The organism is Janthinobacterium algoris, assembly GCF_051380935.1.
In the GTDB taxonomy this organism is placed as follows: Bacteria; Pseudomonadota; Gammaproteobacteria; order Burkholderiales; family Burkholderiaceae_D; genus Janthinobacterium.
Map to the genome: position 1 here is coordinate 101,997 of NZ_JBNYXZ010000006.1, position 16,342 is coordinate 118,338.

The following is a 16,342-nucleotide window of genomic DNA, read 5'->3' on the forward strand; positions in this document are numbered from 1 at the left end:
ATTCCTTTAATTTTCCGCCGTGACGGCCACACCGCCCGGCACAAAGCTGACCCGGCCATCGCGGTAGCGCACCAGCACCACCACCTTGGCATCCTGCAATTGACCGTGCTGCACGGCCGGCAAGTAGGTCCAGCGCTTCACGCTGTCAAGCAGCACCTTGTTGAGCATCGGTTCCATCGGTAACTCGGCCGCCGCATAGCTCAGGCTGCCATCTGCCGCGATGGTCAGGGTCAAGCGGTTTTCACCCCTTGCATGCTTTTCGTCAAGCACGCCATAAGCAACCGTCGTCATCGTCTCGCGCTGCACGCCACCGACCTGGTCCCGCAAGGGCGGCATGGCCTTGAGCCTGGCCGCCAACAGCGCGCCATCGGCCAGCGCCTTGTCCCAGCGCTTCTGGTAGCCCCCCCCTTGGGCCAGGCGCAGCACGTTGGCGGCCCGGTCCATGCGCCGCGCCGTGGCGGCGACGCCATTATCGGCCGGCTCGCCCGGTTCCGTCGGCATGGCGTTCTCCACCGCGTAACGATAAGACGTCAGTTGTGCCAGCGCCACCATATTGACGGCATCTTGCTCGTCGCCGCCGCGCAGCAGCGCCGTGGCAGCGATGCCCAGCCAGGCCACGCCATCGGTCGGGCGTGCCCACACGGCTTGCTCGAAATACTGGCGCGCCGCCTGCGGTTCATTCAAACTCAGGTGCATGCGGCCCATGGCCGCCGCTGCCAGGTGGTCGCGCGGGTTGGATTGCAACTGGTCAAGATAGGTTTTCGCCAATTCGGGGGCGTAGCCGGGCATCGCGCCCAGGCCTTCCATCAAGGTAATACGCAAGCGGGCGCGCACCTTGTCACCCTCGTAGCGCGACGACTTGTCCTCTCCCGCCCGGTACAGCAATTGCAAGCCGCGCGTGACGGCGTCATCGTCGCCCTTGCTGAGCGCTTGCGACAGGTTGTGCACGGCCTCGCGCGCGTCCGACTGCTGGAAACCGCCCGTCTTGCGCTGGCGCCAGCTAAATACTTCCAAGCCAGCCGCCTGGTCGGCTTGCGCCTGCAGACTGGCCTTGTTCTTGACTTCGTCTGGCGACGATATCCAGGCCGTAAAACCGATCAGGAACAGCACGATCAGCACTACCACCACGGCCCAGCCCTTGCCTGTGATACCACCGCCCGTGTTGCCCGCCATTGGGATGGTGACCGGCGCCGGCGCCGTGCGGCGCACACTGCGCTGCTGCGGCAGCGATTGCTGTTGCTGCTGCGGTTGCATCTGCTGCGCCTGGACGGATGCCTGCGCGGCCGCGCTGATGACCTTGTCGCGCGCGCAGGCCGCGCAACCCTGGCCCGCAAAATGCTGGTGTTCGGGATTCACGGCGCAAATGAGCAACTTGCCGCCGCTGCGCTGGGCATAACCGCGCAACAACTGCGCCCAGTCGGCCGCCGACGGCCGCTGGGGCTGCGGCGATGGAGCAAAGGCGCGGTCGAACATGGCGCGCAGCTCGGGCGGCATCAAGGCATGACCACTGGTGGCGTTCGGCGCCAGCTGCTTGTGGCGCTTCACGCCATACGCATAGCAGCCGTCGCGGATGCGCCCGGGAATATCGGTTGCCACTTGCGCATTGCCGGGCCGCCCGCTGTACGGGTGGATGCCAAAGTTCAGCAATTGGAAGATGACGACGGCCAGGGCGAAGCGGTCCTGCGCCATTTCCGTGCCCGCCGGCATGCCCTTGCGCTGGAATTCCGGCGCCAGGTAGTCAGCCGTGTATTGCTCGGCAGGAAAACGCTCGGCATGGCCCTGGATGCTGAAGCCATCGCAATCGAGCATGGCGATGTACAGCGAGTCGCGGTAAAAGCGCAGATTCACCGGTTTTAGATCGACCACATAATGCTGCTGCTGGTGCAGCGCGTCGATGACGGCGGCCAGGTTGGCAGCCAGCGTCAGCTTGGGGCCGAGCCCCGTGGGCAAGCCTGCCGCGCGCGCCTGGCGCTCCTGCATGATCTGTTCCAGCTCGGCCGTCTGCGCCATGTCCAGCAGGGGCATGACGAAACCGGCAAAGCCGCCCTGGCCGTCGAACACGGCCGCTTGCGGCCAGGCAATCTGCACGTAGCGCTTGCCGTTTTCCACTTGATCGGGCAACTCGGGCGACAGTTCCAGCATCGCTTCGAGCTTGCGCCGGTTGGCGGCCCGGTCCAGGTGCGGGTGGTACAGCTTGACGACCTGCGCAGGCGCGCCGGGCAACAGATACACGCTGCCCGCGCCGCCGCTCTTGACGAGTTTGCCCAAGATCAAACTACGAACTTTATCCAGCCAAATTTTTCCACCCGGACTCAGGCCGGGCGTGACACCTTGCTTCTTGCTCATGCGCGCAAGGCCAGCAACAGGGTCTTGTCGTCGCCCGTGATCTGGTGCGTGCGCGGGTCGGCCAGGGTGGACGCCAGCGCCGCATTGCCCAGCTCCACGCTCTCGACCGTGCGCAGATAACCTTGCACGGCATCCATGAACGGTGCGTACAGCGCCGCATTGTGCTTGCTCATGGCAAAGGGCATGCAGCCGTCGGACATCAGCACCACGCCGCGCACGGCGTGCGGAATCGCAAGCAGGCGCAGCTGTTCGCGCCAGCGCTCGCCGCTGATGAAATAGGTTTCGTTGGCGTATTCGCCATTCGCGGGCAGCGAGATGAGTTCGCCTCCATCGCCCAGCTGCGCCACGCCCAGGCCGTCGCCCAGGTGGAAAAAGAAACCGTTGTCGGCGCCCATGACCACGCCCACCACGGTGCTGGCGTAATCGTCCAGCGTGGCGTTGGCGGCGCGGGCAATGTCGTCCAGCGCGGCGCGGATTTGCGCCAGGGTGCCGGCCAGCGCGCCGTCATGTAAATCCTGCACGGTGGCGCCCTGTTCCAGCCGTCCGGCCAGCGCTTGCACGGTGTGCGCAGCAACAAACTGCGCTCCCTGCTGGCTCAGCCTGGCCGAACCGGCGCCATCGCAGACGATGGCCACCAGCACGCCGTTGACTAAGGCGTGCGCGTGCGCATCCTGGCAAGGGATATTTTTATCCAGGTGCGCCTTGCCGGTGACGGACGCGCCAAACACGCGCCAATGCTTGCTATGCTTGCTTACTATCGCCATGGATCAGCGGGCTTTCACGTATTCACGACGGACCAGCCGTCCGTCGAGGCCAGCTGGGCCTGCGCACCGGGACGCGATTGCGACACCACTTGCATGCTGGCGCTCAGCCAAAGGAACAGTTCGCGGAACTGCAAGCCTTTCAGCTGCTTCACGCCGCGCTCGCCACGGCTGGAAAACTGCCCCAGGGTATCGATATTTGCGTGATCGCCCACGGCGATGGGGAAGATCGCCACTTTATTGGCCTGCTCGGCCGCGCGCGCCTGTTCGGCACCCTGCTGCCAGCGGTCTGTCGGTTCGCCGTCCGACATCAAGAACAGCCACGGCCGCGTGTACGCCACGCCGGCAGCGCGAAAACGCTGCTTTTCCTGCTCGATCTCGGCCAAGGCCAGCTCGACGGCCGCGCCGGTCGGCGTGGTGCCGTTCGCTTCCAAGTGGGGCGCCGTAAAATCCATGGCATCGCACCAGTTGCTGGCGACCACGGCTTCATCGTGGGCGCCATATTCAATCACCAGGATGCGCACGCGCTTGGCGGCGATCACATCGGACTTGAGCTCCTGTTCCAGCAAGGCCAGACCTTCGTTCAGCAGCGAGACGGGCTCGCCATCCATGCTGCCGGAACAGTCCAGCACGAGCACCAGCGGCGTGCGTTGTTCGGTGTTGTCGACCAGGGCGACGTCGGGAATCATTATTGAACTCATGGGCAATCGGTAAATGTGAAATCAAACATAGTGCGAATCTTACATCACACGCCACGACTTCCCGCGCGAGATTGCTTTGATGAAAGATTGTTGATGACGCGGCGCCTTGGTCGACTTTGCCTGACGCCAGAATCTGGCCTAACTTGATGAATGCACGGATGGCCTTGGGGCCGTTTCAGATAGCCGCATCCCGCAAAATATCCATCCCCATCTCATTCGGATGAATGATGCGCAACGCAGCACCCTTGCCTAGACTGGCTCCAGCCTCACGCCCGCCCGACCGGGCCACGCGCCAAAGGCACTCAACCATCGAGGGACAACATCATGAAAACCATCATCCTCAGCACATTACTGGGCCTGTCCGCCACCTGCCTGGCGGCGACCGCGCAAACCCTGCCGCAAAATATGACCGTGGACGTGCCGGGCCACTCGTTGCGCATCGACGTACCGGCGCAGCCGCGTCACATGCTGCGCGAAGAGTTCCAGCAATTTGCGGGCGCCTACGACTTGTCGAATGGCGACACCCTGCAGCTGCGCCGCGCCGGCACCATCATGTATGCGCGCATCGGCAACCAGCCCGAGCACCGCATCGTCGCCACCGGCCGTAATTCCTTCGTGGCCCTGGACCGCCAGCTGAAAGTACGCATCGACCATCACGACGATGGCAGCGTGGGTGGCGAGCTGGTGATGGTGGTGCCGGCACGCCAGTTGGCCGATGGCAGCGCGCAGGGCGAGCATCTGGCCACGCTGGGCTTTCCAGGCCGCTGACGGCGTGGCACGAGCTGGCGGGCGCCATGGGCATGCCGATGACAGCGCAGCAGCAGGCATTGATCGCCCGCCTGTATGACGCGGCGCTCGATGACGCGCTATGGCCGCAGCTGTGCCGCGACCTGGCCGATGCGTGCGGCGGCGCCAGTGAAACCATCCTGATCCTGCAAAGCGACAGCGGCGCGCAGCTGCTCAATCCTGCGGGCCACTTCGGCAAGGAGGCTACCAGCGCGTATGAAGCGTATTACTGGCAGCACGATATCTGGGCGAAACTGGCATACCGCCTGGGCGTGGGCCAGGTACACGACAGCGCGGAGCACATTCGTCCGCGCGATTTCGAGCGCACGGAATTCTATGCCGACTTTTGCCGCCCGCATGACCTTTACCACGTCATCTGCGCGATCTTGCCCATGGCGCCCGGGGAATCTGCCCAGCTGGGTGTGCACCGCCAGCGCACGCAGGGGCCGTTTGCGGACAGCCCACTAGTACAGGCGCAACTGCAAGCGCTGCTACCGCACCTGCAGCGCGCCCTGCGCATCCGCGCCCGCCTGGCGCAGAGCGGCATGCAGGAACGCACCACGCGCGCGGCGCTCGACGCGCTCGACACGGCCGTGCTGCTGGTCGATAGCCGGCTCGACGTGCTTTACGCGAATGCCAGCGCACTGGCCCTGTTCGGTCCCGGCCTGGAACGCAGCCTGCATTGCCCGGCTAGCGGCAGCCCCCGCTGGTGCGCGCTGCCGCAACTGGCGCAAGCCGTGCGGCAAGCTATCGGCACCGGCCAAGGCAAGCGGCTCGCCGCGCCCGTGGCCAGCGCCCTGCGCCTGCCGCGCCCGGGTGTGCCCGACCTGTGTTTGACGGTGGCGCCCTTCCAGCCGCCGCAAGGCCCGTTGCGGCAGCGCCCATGCGCCCTGGTGCTAGCGCGCGACCCACAGGCGCCGGCCATCGCCGTGCCTGCGCTGCAACAGCTGTTTGAACTGACACAGGCCGAAGCGCAAGTGGCCCAGGCGCTGGCCCAAGGCGCCGCCATCGACCGCATCGCCGCCGATACGGGCGTCTCCATCAACACCGTCAGGACGCATCTGCACCACATCTACGACAAGACGGGCACGGCGCGCCAGGGCGAACTGATCGCCAAGATTCACCAGAGCGCCAGCCCATTCACCAGAAAGGAGTATTCACCATGAAAAACACAGTGATTTCCGCCATCGTCATCGCCGCCAGCGCCCTGGCCACGGCCCAGGTGCTGCCGCCGGAACGCACGGTCGAAGTGCCGGCCCTGTCGCTGCGCATCACGCCGCCCGCCCAGCCCCGCTACCTCAGCCGCAAAGACTTCCAGCCATATGCTGGCGAGTACACCTTGGCCAATGGCCAGAGCCTGCGCCTGCGCCAGTACGGCGGCTTGCTGTACGCCAAGGTGGGCGACGGCGAGGAACACCGCATCGTCGCCGCCGCGCCCAACGTATTTGTCGCCCTCGACCGCAAGCTCAAGGTGCGCATCGACCGCCGCAGCGACGGCACGGTGACAGGGGAACTGGTGATGATGGTACCGCCGCAGCGCGTGGCCGACGGCAGCATACGGCTGGAACGGGTGGCGGCGCTGCCGATCGCGGCGCGCTAGCGGTGCCGCAGGCGTGCTCATGGGGAAAATAGTTGCGTGCTATGATCGCCGCCTTCGGCGCGACACCGCCGCAGCCATTCTCCATGGAGCACCATGTCCCAGACTGAAAAGATTCCAGCCCGCCTGCTGCGCCGCAGCCTGCGCCTGCTGGCCTGGCCATTGCTGGCCCTGGTCAGCGCCGCCTGCACCAGCACCACGCGCCATCCTGCCAGCGAACCCACGCAAGTCATCCTGCGCTTTACCTATGACGACGGCAAGCCGATGCGCCATGACGAGTACATGGCCAATGCGCGCCAGCAAACGTATATCAAGCGCTGCAGCAAGATAGGCAGCACCAGTGTCTGCGACATCGGCGTAGAAATACTCTACATGGGCGGCGACGCCACGCTGGACGCCAACGGCGAAGTACGCGTCACCGTGCGCTCGACCGGTCCCATCGGCGACACCCCGACCAGTCGCTGCATCAATGGAAAGTCCTACGTTTTCAATTCCGGCGACTGGATACGCGGCCCCTTCAGCCCCGGCCAAGTGATCGAGATCCGCTACAGGATCAGCGAAGTGAAAATGGCGTGCCCGACGTCGGAGGGCGCGCCGCCGTGGTGGGACAAGGCTTAAATTAGCCAGCCGGGGCCGGCTGGCTAAGCAGTTACTGCAACTCGAACTCCGCAGGCGTCAAGCCCAGCTCGCGCGCAATCTTGCTGGCCACGCGCTGCTCGTTGGCGTCGAAATTGCCGTCCGACGAAGCGACGGCGATGATCATGCGCACCAGCAGGCGCGACGCCTCCACATTCGACTTCATCTTGCCCAGCGCCTGATACGCCTTGGCTTCGCCGATATCCTTGTCGAACTCCAGCTGACCCACATAGTCCTGGAAAGCCTTGATCACGTCCGTGGTGGTAAACACCGACAGCGCATCATTGCTTTCAATAAACTTCACCATCTTCTGCTTCTCTTCCGCACTGACACTGCCGTCGGCCATGGCGATCAGGGCCGACCCCGCCATCGCTGCGTTCAGGAAATCCTTGTTCTTGTACTTCAAGGCCTCGGTTTTCAGTTCGCTGGCTTTGGTCTTCAGTTTGGACAAAAAGGAATCGAAACTCATGGTGTACCTCCGGGTTGGTTAGTTCATGTCGAACGGCAAATCTTACCGCTACCAGCGATAGTTGAGGGTGCAAGCTTGAAATACAAGCAACAGATAAGCAATAGATAAGCAACAGATAGTAAGATCAAGCAAGAACAAGCAAGTGGGCGCACCGCCGTCGCCAATCGCCACGCTTTGCCCTCAAAAACGACTGCATCGCCACGCCAATTGAGCAACACTCAAAGTTATATAATTTGCAGTTGAAAAATAAGTAACTTCATGGCAGCATGGAATGACTTTTTCTTTATTGCAAGGTTCTGATGGACAAGCAATTGCTGTTGATTTGCGCACTGACGTTCATCATCCACATCATCGGCACCCTCGCCTACTCCGTGCGCATCGCCGGCATCCGCACGCGGCGCATCGCCATGTCGCTGGCGTTGTTCAGCATTCTGATGCTGCTGTCGCGCACCTCGAACTCTTTCCTGGGGCCGTTTTTCAGCCTTACCTTCGCCAAGCGCGTGGAAACGGGCATCGACCAGCACGTCGCCGCCAGCACCCTGCTGCTCGACTTCCGCTGGCTGCTATTCTCCGCCAGCCTGGCAACGATACTCGGCGCCATACTGATCCCCACCTTCCAGCGCGCTTTCTGCCGCGCCGTCGAGCACTTCCAGGTACACAGATCGGTACCGAAACTGTTGCTGCACGCCGTCTTCAAGGGCGGCTTGTCCTACCTCAAGACTTCCGCCAGCCTGCCCAAGCCCGCCAACGTCACGGGCCTGCGCGAAAAATCCGGCGTCTCCGTCTCCATGACAGCCATGAACGTCATCGCCACGGCCTTGTGGACGGTAGGCGTCTTCGCGGCCCTGTACGCAGGCGTGCTGGACCCCAGCGTGCGCGTCACCTCCAGCACGCTTTCATCGATCATCAACGGCGACACCACCATCATGATGGCCGTCTTCATCGGCACGTGGTGTCGGGCATGACGGATGACGTCATCGAAGGCAAGATCGAAGAATCGCAGTTCCGGCGTGCGGTGGTATGGCTGGTGGGGAGCAGATTGGCGGGGACGCTGATTGCGCAGTTTTTTCTGGTGCCGTCGGCGGTGGTGATTGTGGGGGTGGCGGAGGGATTGTAAAAATATCGAATTACTAAAAAATGTATAAAATTATAATTTTTTTGAGAATTGGGGAAAACAATGATTAAAGCCATAAAAAAATTAAAAAATTTTGGAATATTTAAAGACTATAAAAACAACCTCACACAAGACTTCGGAAAATACAATTTAATATATGGTTGGAATGGAACAGGGAAATCGACTCTATCTAACTTATTCTCGTCACTAGAAAAAAAATCACCCCATCTAAAATTTTCTGAATCTGAATTTTTAATAGAAACAAATGATGGCAATTTTATTGATGAAAAAACTATATCCAATCACAGTTTAAATATACAAGTTTTCAATCAAAAATTTATACAGGACAACATAGATTGGGATAATTCAGTAAAAAGCATACTTCTTGTTGCAAAAGAAAAAATTGAAGACATAAAAAAACTTGATGCTTTAAAAGTCGAATTAAAACAAAAAGAAGACAAAGCAAATTCCGACAAAAAGGTTCTAGAAAAATTAGAGTCTGACCAGTCAAAATTTATGACGGACAGTGCACGCCACATCAAAACAGGCCTACAATCAATTGATACTAGTGATACGTATTATTTAAATTATGACAAAAGAAAGCTCGATTCCTTCATTCAAAAAAACAAAGAAAAAATAGAAGAAAAGTCTTCCATATTGGACAAACATAAAATAATAGAACATACGAACGCCGCAAAGTCAGATAAATTGGCAGCTATAAGGTTTTCAAAAACTGATATTGATGAGGAATACTATAAGAAAGCAGCCACAAGATTGCAAGACTTGCTCAAAACAACTGCCGTCAGCAAAACAATAAAAAGATTAACTGAGAATGGAGATATTCAGGCATGGGTTCAATCCGGATTAAATATTCACAAGTCGCATGAATCGGATAATTGCGAATTTTGTGGAAGCACAGTATCTGAAGTTAGACTAAATGATATTGAAAATCATTTTAGTGAAGAATTTAAAATATTCAAAACGAGATTGGAAAGCGCCAGTGAATGGCTATCAAATCAACTTATTCCCCAGGTAGGTTTTCCGGAACCTGCCAATCTATATAAAGAATTTATCGAAATTTATAAAATTGCCCTAGCCGAAAATGAAATAGCAACAGAAAAAATAAATAAACAAATAAAACAATGGCAAAATTCGCTCAATCTAAAACTTGACAACAGTTTCAGGTCAGACATAACAATAAATGAAATAGAGAGTGATTCTATATCCTCACTAAACTCAACGCTTAAAAATATTGAAGAGATATTAAATAAGCATGACAAAAAAACAGATAATTTCTCAATTGAAACAAAGAGAAGTAAAGAAGCCCTAGAGTTACATTACGCAGCTAATGAAATAGTATCCTTTGAATACAAGAAAAAAGAAAAGACAATAGTAGATGAAAGAGATTCCTCAAAGAAAATATTGGGAAAAATAAATGAGTTATCAAGTAGCATAAAATTACTAGAGCAATCGTTATCCAATGAATCCATTGGCGCCGAAAAATTCAATGAATCACTCCACAAATTTATTGGACGAAGTGAGCTATGCCTAAAATTTAATACGCAAAGAAAGGGATATGAAATAATCAGAAACAATGATGGGGCACATGATGGAAACTTGAGTGAGGGAGAGAAAACGGCGATAGCTTTCATCTATTTCATTACAAAACTTGAAGAAAACAATAATAAAATTAGTGAAACTATAGTTGTCGTAGATGATCCAGTATCAAGTTTTGACTCAAATCATCTCTTTCATTCTTATTCATTCTTAAAAAACAAATGTTTGAATGCAAAGCAGTTATTTGTTTTGACACACAACTTCACATACTACAAATTAGTCAGAGATTGGTTTTATGGAACAAACAAAAACAGACTTCGCTCAACGCCTAAAAAAGATCCAATTTCTTTCTTTTACAAAATAGATACATCTCCCATTCTTCCACGAACATCAGCACTAACGAATGCAGACAAATCACTAACCGAGTATAATTCCGAGTATCACTATATATTCGAGAGATTATATTTCTATAAAGAAAAAGCTACCCTTGACCGCGACGAAGCATTTCTAACTGCAAATTTAGCCAGGAAATTAGTTGAATCATTTTTTACTTTTAAGTTTCCAAAAGGCCGATCAGATATAAGCACATTAATGGAAAGTGGTCTGAAAAATTGCATTACAACAACACCTGAAACTAAAGAAAAAATTTATCGATTCATCAATAAATATTCGCATAGTGATGTCATAGAGGTAAATGAAGAAGCGGCAGAAAATCTTGCGGGAGAAAGCCATAGTGTTATTGGCGACATATTTAAATGGATCGAAGAGGTAGACAAAGTACACTACAGCGAAATGGTTGAAGTGGCATCGACACAGTAAGAATATATAAATCGAAATTACAATAAAAAAAGCCACTGTCTTCCGACAGCGGCTTTCTCATTTCTCTCCAGCAACAGCGCCTAAAACCTAAAACCAAGACGCCACGCCGCAAATAGCTCTGAATTACCCCACAAACTTCCGCGCATTCCTGAACATGCGCATCCATGGCGAATCCTCGCCCCATGCTTCAGGGTGATAGGACTGCTGCACCGAGCGGAACACGCGCTCGGCGTGCGGCATCAGTACGGTGAAGCGGCCGTCTGGCGTGGTGACGGAGGTGATGCCTTCCGGCGAGCCGTTCGGGTTGTATGGATACGCTTCGGTGGCGGCGCCCTTGTTGTCGACGAAGCGCATGGCTTTGGTGACCTGGGTGATGTCGCCCGTTTGCGAGAAGTCGGCGTAGCCTTCGCCGTGGGCGATGGCGATGCCGGCTTGCGTGCCGGCCATGCCGTTGAAGAAGATCGACGGGGAATCCATCACTTCGACCATGGCAAAGCGGCCTTCGAATTTCTCCGACTTGTTGCGCGTGAATTTAGGCCAGGCGTGAGCGCCGGGGATGATGGATTTCAGGTTGCTCATCATCTGGCAGCCGTTGCAGATACCCAGGCCGAAGCTGTCCGTGCGGTTGAAGAAGCGCGCGAACTGTTCCGCCAGGCTGGCGTTGAACAGAATCGTTTTCGCCCAGCCTTCGCCCGCGCCCAGCACGTCGCCGTAGGAGAAACCACCCACGGCGATGACGCCCTGGAAGTCGTCCAGCTTGACGCGGCCCGCAATCAGGTCGCTCATGTGCACGTCGACAGCCGTAAAGCCTGCCTGGTGCATCACGTAAGCCGTCTCGATGTGCGAGTTGACGCCCTGCTCGCGCAGGATGGCGACGCGCGGACGCACGCCGGTGGCGATGAATGGCGCGGCGATGTTCTCGTTCTGGTCGAAGGTGACGATAGGCGACATGCCCGGGTCTTGCACGTCCAGCAGGCGGTCGTATTCGGCGTCGGCGCAAGCTGGATTGTCGCGCAGGCGGGCGATGCGCCAGCTCGTTTCGCTCCACAGACGGTGCAGAGCGGCACGTGGCTGGGTGTAAATCAGCTTGGCGTCGCGCGTGAATTCGATCACGTCGCGGTCGTTCAATTTGCCGATGATATGGCTGCAGGCGCCCAGGTTGAAGGTGCGCAGCACGTCCATGACGAGCGACTTTTCTTCCGCCCGCACCTGGATGACGGCGCCCAACTCTTCGCTGAACAAGGCGCGCAGGGTCAGTTCGTTGCGGCGTTCCGCTACCTGGCCGGTCCAGTTCTTCGCGTCGCCCCAGTCGCTCGAATGCTCGCCTTCCATGGTCAGCATGTCCAGGTTGACGGACATGCCCGTGTGACCGGCGAAGGCCATTTCCGTCAGGGTGGCGTACAGGCCGCCGTCCGAACGGTCATGGTAGGCCAGCAGCTTGTCGTCGCTGTTCAATTTCTGGATGGCGGCGAAGAAGCCTTTCAAGTCTTCCGCGTTGTCCACGTCCGGCGTCTCATTGCCCAGCTGACCCATGACTTGCGCCAGGGCGGAGGCGCCCAGGCGGTTCTTGCCGCGACCCAGGTCGATCAAGATCAATGAGGTGTCGCCCTTGTCCGTTTTCAGCTGCGGCGTGAGCGACTTGCGCACGTCGGTCACTGGCGCGAACGAGGAAACGATCAGCGAGACCGGCGACGTGACGGATTTCGCCGCGCCCGTGCTCTCGTCTTTCCACGTCGTGCGCATCGACAGCGAATCCTTGCCGACGGGGATGCTGATACCCAGCGCGGGGCACAGGTCCATGCCGATGGCTTTCACCGTGTCGTACAGGGCTGCGTCCTGGCCAGGCTGGCCGCAGGCGGCCATCCAGTTGGCGGACAGCTTGATGTCGGAAATGTCGGCAATCGCTGCGGCGGCGATGTTGGTGACGGCTTCGCCCACGGCCATGCGGCCCGAGGCGGCAGCGTCGATGACGGCCAGCGGCGTGCGTTCGCCCATGGCCATCGCTTCGCCCAGATAACCTTCAAAGCTCATGGTGGTGACGGCGCAATCGGCCACCGGCACTTGCCATGGTCCCACCATCTGGTCGCGTACGGTCATGCCGCCCACGCTGCGGTCGCCGATGGTGATCAGGAAGGATTTGTCGGCCACGGTAGGCAGCAGCAGCACTTTTTGCGCCACGTCCACCAGGTCCATGCCCGTCAGGTCAATCGCCGGGAAATCGTTGGCCACGTGGACCACGTCGCGCTGCATCTTTGGCGGCTTGCCCAGCAAGACGTCCATCGGCATGTCGACCGGCTCGTTGCCCAGTTCCGGGTCGATCAATTTCAGTTGACGCTCTTCGGTGGCCACGCCCACGGCGGCGAACAGGCAGCGTTCGCGTTCGCACATGGCTTTGAACAGTGGCAGGCTTTCCGGCGCGATGGCCAGGACATAGCGTTCCTGCGACTCATTGCTCCAGATTTCCTTCGGCGCCATGCCCGATTCTTCCAGCGGGATCTTGCGCAGGTCGAAAATCGCGCCGCGCTTGGCGTCGTTGGTGATTTCCGGGAAAGCGTTCGACAAGCCGCCCGCACCCACGTCGTGGATGGAGATGATCGGATTGTCCGCGCCCATTTGCCAGCAGGCGTTGATGACTTCCTGGGCGCGGCGTTCCATTTCAGGATTGCCGCGCTGGACGGAGTCGAAGTCCAGGTCGGCCGTGTTGCTGCCGGTGGTCATCGACGAGGCGGCGCTGCCGCCCATGCCGATGCGCATGCCCGGGCCACCCAGCTGCACCAGCAGACTGCCGACGGGGATGTCGTTCTTGTGTGTATGCTGCGCCGAGATATTGCCGATGCCGCCCGCGATCATGATCGGCTTGTGGTAGCCAAACACGGCGTCAGGGGCGCCCGCTTCTTTCGCGCCGACGTTCTGTTCATACGTGCGGAAGTAGCCGCCCAATACCGGACGACCGAATTCGTTCGAGAATGCGGCGCCGCCCAATGGGCCTTCGATCATGATTTGCAATGGCGAAGCGATGCGTTCCGGTTTGCCGTATTGATCTGCATGATCTGCATCAATGCGCGCGGCCAGCGGCGCCGTCACGGAAGCGGCCGTTTCCCAGCTGCGCACGGCATCCGGCAGCGACAGATTTGATACCGTAAAACCCGTCAAGCCAGCTTTTGGCTTGGCGCCGCGGCCCGTCGCGCCTTCGTCGCGGATCTCGCCGCCCGCGCCTGTGGAGGCGCCGGGGAATGGAGAGATTGCCGTCGGGTGATTATGCGTTTCCACCTTCATCAGGGTGTGCGTCAGTTCCGTCGATGCCGCGTATTCGTGGTTTGCACCGCGCGGGTAGAAGCGCGAGACGGTCGCGCCTTCCATGATCGAGGAATTGTCGCTGTAGGCGACGACAGTGCCCTTCGGCTGCAGTTCGTGCGTGTTCTTGATCATGCCGAACAAGGACTTTGGCTGCGCCACGCCGTCGATGGTCCAGTCGGCGTTGAAGATCTTGTGGCGGCAATGCTCGCTGTTCGCCTGCGCGAACATCATCAGTTCCACGTCCGTCGGGTTGCGGCCGGCCTTGGTGAAGGCGGCGTCCAGGTAGTCGATTTCGTCTTCCGACATCGCCAGGCCCAGTTCCGTGTTCGCGGTTTCCAGCGCACGCTTGCCCTGCCCCAGCAAGTCGATCGATTCCAGTGGACGCGCTTCCAGGGTGCGGAACAAGTCCTTGGCGTCGTCTGCGCTGCGCAGCACGGATTCCGTCATACGGTCATGCAGCAGGTCGGCCACAGAGTTCAACTGCGACTCAGTCAATTTGCCGGCGCCGATGGCGCTGCCCAGGATGCCCGATTTCAGGTTGATGCGGAAAGCGATGCCGCGTTCGACGCGCTTGATGTGCGCCATGCCGCAATTATGCGCGATGTCGGTGGCTTTCGAAGCCCACGGCGAAATCGTGCCGAAACGGGGGATGACGAAGAATTCTTCCGCAGCGCCTTCCGTATTGTCAGCGTGGGCCGGCTCGCCGTACGTCAGCAAGGCGCCAAGGCGCGTGCTGTCATCGTCGGTGAGAGGCGCGCTGGCATCGATGAAATGGACATAGCGTGCTTGTACCGCAACAATCGCAGGCGAGACGGCTTGCAGTTGGCTTAACAGACGGTGGCTACGGAAATGGGACAGGGCATTGGAACCCGGCAGTATCAACATGATTGGAAGGTGGTTGATGCAGCGTGGCTGCGGGTTAAAGGTAGGTATGACAATATCTTTCGTACGGCAAATTTCCTTTGCGCGCATTATACCCTTTTTACCCCTGCCTTATGACCGGAACTTGGGGCTTTGCCACCCTTTTGCCCCGCACAGCGGCAGTTTTTGACACGGCAACAACACCCTCAGACGGCCATCAGGCGATCACGTAACGGTTCTTGCCCTGGCGCTTGGCCAGGTACAGCGCTTCGTCGGCCAGCCTGTAGCTGTGGCCCAGCTCCTTGCCCCGGTCCAGCTCGGCCACCCCCACGCTGATCGACACAAACTGTGCGGCATGGAAAGCCTGGCTGACGGCCTCGACCAGGGCGCCGGCAAAAGTGCGCACAGCCTCGTGGTCGCCCGCGTAGACGACGCCGAACTCTTCGCCGCCCAGGCGCCCGCACAGATGGCCTTGCGCCTTGTCCGCGATGATGGCGGCCGTGCGCATCAGCACCTCGTCGCCCGCATCGTGCCCCTGCTGGTCGTTGATGATCTTGAAATCGTCGATATCGATCATCAGGAAATGCAGCATGCCGCCATGGGGGGCGCCATGCATCTGCTGCGCGCGCTGCGTGAACATGCGGCGGTTGTTCAGGCCCGTCAGGCCGTCCTGGAAGGCCAGCCGCGTCAATTCCAGTTTGGAGTGATAGTTACGCAAACGCAATAAGCTGAAGCTGACATTCAGCGCCAGCCCGAACAAGACGCTGACGGCGATCATCAGCGGCGCCCACGACTGGTCGGGCAAGCCCGCATTCACGGGATACAGGCCGTGGCCCACGTTCCACCACACGCCCGCCACCACCGCCAGATAGCTGAGGCCGCCGTTGAAGATGGAGGCAATCGCCAGGGTCATGAAGACACCCACGGGCAAGACCCAGAAACTGGCGTGCTCGACGGCATCGGCCATGGTGCGCAAGCCAAAGGTCAGGGTCAGCACGGCGCAGGCACCGGTGATGGTCAGCACGGGCAAGGTGGTACAGCGGTAGCGCACCACCAGGCTGGCCAGCATGCCCAGCAGCGCCAGCACGGCGTGCGCCTGCTTCGGATGATAGGGGTCTGGCATCAGCAGCCAGGTCAGGCTATAGGCAATGATGCCCAGCAGCTGCGTGACCATGCCGACCCGGTGCAGCTCCGCAAAATAAGTATGCTGCTGCTCGCTGTTACCGCCAAATGCAAGGGGAACGGCAACGCGCCGCAAGGTAGACAGATCAGGTAGGCGCATAGCGGGTATCGACACCAGAGAGGGATAAAGCGCCCGGTAAAGCCTTGCGCATGCCTTGCCGCAATATGGCGCGGCATGCAACAAGTGTTGCATTTTTATAATACTATCATGCTAGT

At 58.3% G+C, this 16,342-nt stretch carries 11 protein-coding genes and 1 pseudogene; 6 read left to right on the forward strand and 6 right to left on the reverse strand.

Annotated elements, in window-relative coordinates; all coding sequences use genetic code 11:
* Positions 1-6 precede the first annotated feature (6 nt).
* Genes ACQ4W7_RS11025 through ACQ4W7_RS11035 form a run of 3 tightly spaced genes read right to left on the reverse strand, consistent with a single transcriptional unit; the run spans position 7 to position 3,808 of the window.
* Entirely contained in the window at positions 7-2,346 is a 2,340-nt protein-coding gene (locus ACQ4W7_RS11025; RefSeq protein WP_436530423.1) for a hypothetical protein, read from the reverse strand.
* The gene (locus tag ACQ4W7_RS11030; protein ID WP_436530425.1) at positions 2,343-3,110 is read right to left on the reverse strand and encodes a PP2C family serine/threonine-protein phosphatase; all 768 of its coding nucleotides are present in this window, start codon (positions 3,108-3,110) and stop codon (positions 2,343-2,345) included. Before ACQ4W7_RS11030 ends, ACQ4W7_RS11025 begins: the two co-directional genes overlap by 4 nt.
* Before the next feature lie 14 nt (positions 3,111-3,124).
* A complete protein-coding gene (locus tag ACQ4W7_RS11035) occupies positions 3,125-3,808 on the reverse strand; it encodes a vWA domain-containing protein (RefSeq protein WP_436530427.1) in 684 nt (227 codons plus the stop codon).
* Positions 3,809-4,132: 324 nt separating this feature from the next.
* Here ACQ4W7_RS11035 and ACQ4W7_RS11040 point away from each other — a divergent pair, with 324 nt between their 5' ends.
* From ACQ4W7_RS11040 to ACQ4W7_RS11055, 4 genes are all read left to right on the forward strand, one after another.
* Complete coding sequence (locus tag ACQ4W7_RS11040; protein ID WP_436530429.1) at positions 4,133-4,576, forward strand: hypothetical protein; 444 nt, start codon at positions 4,133-4,135, stop codon at positions 4,574-4,576.
* Between the two features lie 26 nt (positions 4,577-4,602).
* Positions 4,603-5,760, forward strand: a complete 1,158-nt coding sequence (locus tag ACQ4W7_RS11045) for a helix-turn-helix transcriptional regulator (RefSeq protein ID WP_436530431.1) — start codon at positions 4,603-4,605, stop codon at positions 5,758-5,760.
* Entirely contained in the window at positions 5,757-6,194 is a 438-nt protein-coding gene (locus ACQ4W7_RS11050; RefSeq protein ID WP_436530433.1) for a hypothetical protein, read from the forward strand. Before ACQ4W7_RS11045 ends, ACQ4W7_RS11050 begins: the two co-directional genes overlap by 4 nt.
* A gap of 93 nt (positions 6,195-6,287) precedes the next feature.
* Positions 6,288-6,809, forward strand: coding sequence for a hypothetical protein (locus ACQ4W7_RS11055; protein WP_436530435.1), 522 nt, complete (start codon positions 6,288-6,290; stop codon positions 6,807-6,809).
* A 31-nt stretch (positions 6,810-6,840) separates the two neighbouring features.
* On the opposite strand, the gene ACQ4W7_RS11060 is transcribed toward ACQ4W7_RS11055, so the two are convergent.
* Positions 6,841-7,296 carry a tellurite resistance TerB family protein gene (locus tag ACQ4W7_RS11060; RefSeq protein ID WP_096235317.1) on the reverse strand — a complete coding sequence of 152 codons (456 nt, stop codon included), beginning with the start codon at positions 7,294-7,296 and terminating at the stop codon, positions 6,841-6,843.
* A gap of 299 nt (positions 7,297-7,595) precedes the next feature.
* Here ACQ4W7_RS11060 and ACQ4W7_RS11065 point away from each other — a divergent pair.
* Positions 7,596-8,413, forward strand: a pseudogene (locus ACQ4W7_RS11065) (lipid II flippase Amj family protein).
* Between the two features lie 60 nt (positions 8,414-8,473).
* Positions 8,474-10,786: an AAA family ATPase gene (locus ACQ4W7_RS11070; protein WP_436530437.1), complete on the forward strand. Its 2,313-nt coding sequence runs from the start codon at positions 8,474-8,476 to the stop codon at positions 10,784-10,786.
* Positions 10,787-10,909: 123 nt separating this feature from the next.
* Here the strand turns inward: ACQ4W7_RS11070 and purL are convergent, their stop codons facing one another.
* Both purL and ACQ4W7_RS11080 read right to left on the reverse strand, forming a co-directional pair.
* Positions 10,910-14,968: a phosphoribosylformylglycinamidine synthase gene (gene purL, locus ACQ4W7_RS11075; RefSeq protein WP_436530439.1), complete on the reverse strand. Its 4,059-nt coding sequence runs from the start codon at positions 14,966-14,968 to the stop codon at positions 10,910-10,912.
* 193 nt (positions 14,969-15,161) lie between these two features.
* Entirely contained in the window at positions 15,162-16,226 is a 1,065-nt protein-coding gene (locus tag ACQ4W7_RS11080; protein WP_426070963.1) for a GGDEF domain-containing protein, read from the reverse strand.
* Positions 16,227-16,342 lie beyond the last annotated feature (116 nt).

Excerpts from the sequence above, each read along its gene's own strand:
- ACQ4W7_RS11025 (WP_436530423.1), bottom strand. The coding sequence starts at position 2,346 with ATGAGCAAGAAGCAAGGTGTCACGCCCGGCCTGAGTCCGGGTGGAAAA.
- ACQ4W7_RS11030 (WP_436530425.1), bottom strand. The coding sequence starts at position 3,110 with ATGGCGATAGTAAGCAAGCATAGCAAGCATTGGCGCGTGTTTGGCGCG.
- ACQ4W7_RS11035 (WP_436530427.1), bottom strand. The coding sequence starts at position 3,808 with ATGAGTTCAATAATGATTCCCGACGTCGCCCTGGTCGACAACACCGAA.
- ACQ4W7_RS11040 (WP_436530429.1), top strand. The coding sequence starts at position 4,133 with ATGAAAACCATCATCCTCAGCACATTACTGGGCCTGTCCGCCACCTGC.
- ACQ4W7_RS11045 (WP_436530431.1), top strand. The coding sequence starts at position 4,603 with ATGGGCATGCCGATGACAGCGCAGCAGCAGGCATTGATCGCCCGCCTG.
- ACQ4W7_RS11050 (WP_436530433.1), top strand. The coding sequence starts at position 5,757 with ATGAAAAACACAGTGATTTCCGCCATCGTCATCGCCGCCAGCGCCCTG.
- ACQ4W7_RS11055 (WP_436530435.1), top strand. The coding sequence starts at position 6,288 with ATGTCCCAGACTGAAAAGATTCCAGCCCGCCTGCTGCGCCGCAGCCTG.
- ACQ4W7_RS11060 (WP_096235317.1), bottom strand. The coding sequence starts at position 7,296 with ATGAGTTTCGATTCCTTTTTGTCCAAACTGAAGACCAAAGCCAGCGAA.
- ACQ4W7_RS11070 (WP_436530437.1), top strand. The coding sequence starts at position 8,474 with ATGATTAAAGCCATAAAAAAATTAAAAAATTTTGGAATATTTAAAGAC.
- purL (WP_436530439.1), bottom strand. The coding sequence starts at position 14,968 with ATGTTGATACTGCCGGGTTCCAATGCCCTGTCCCATTTCCGTAGCCAC.
- ACQ4W7_RS11080 (WP_426070963.1), bottom strand. The coding sequence starts at position 16,226 with ATGCGCCTACCTGATCTGTCTACCTTGCGGCGCGTTGCCGTTCCCCTT.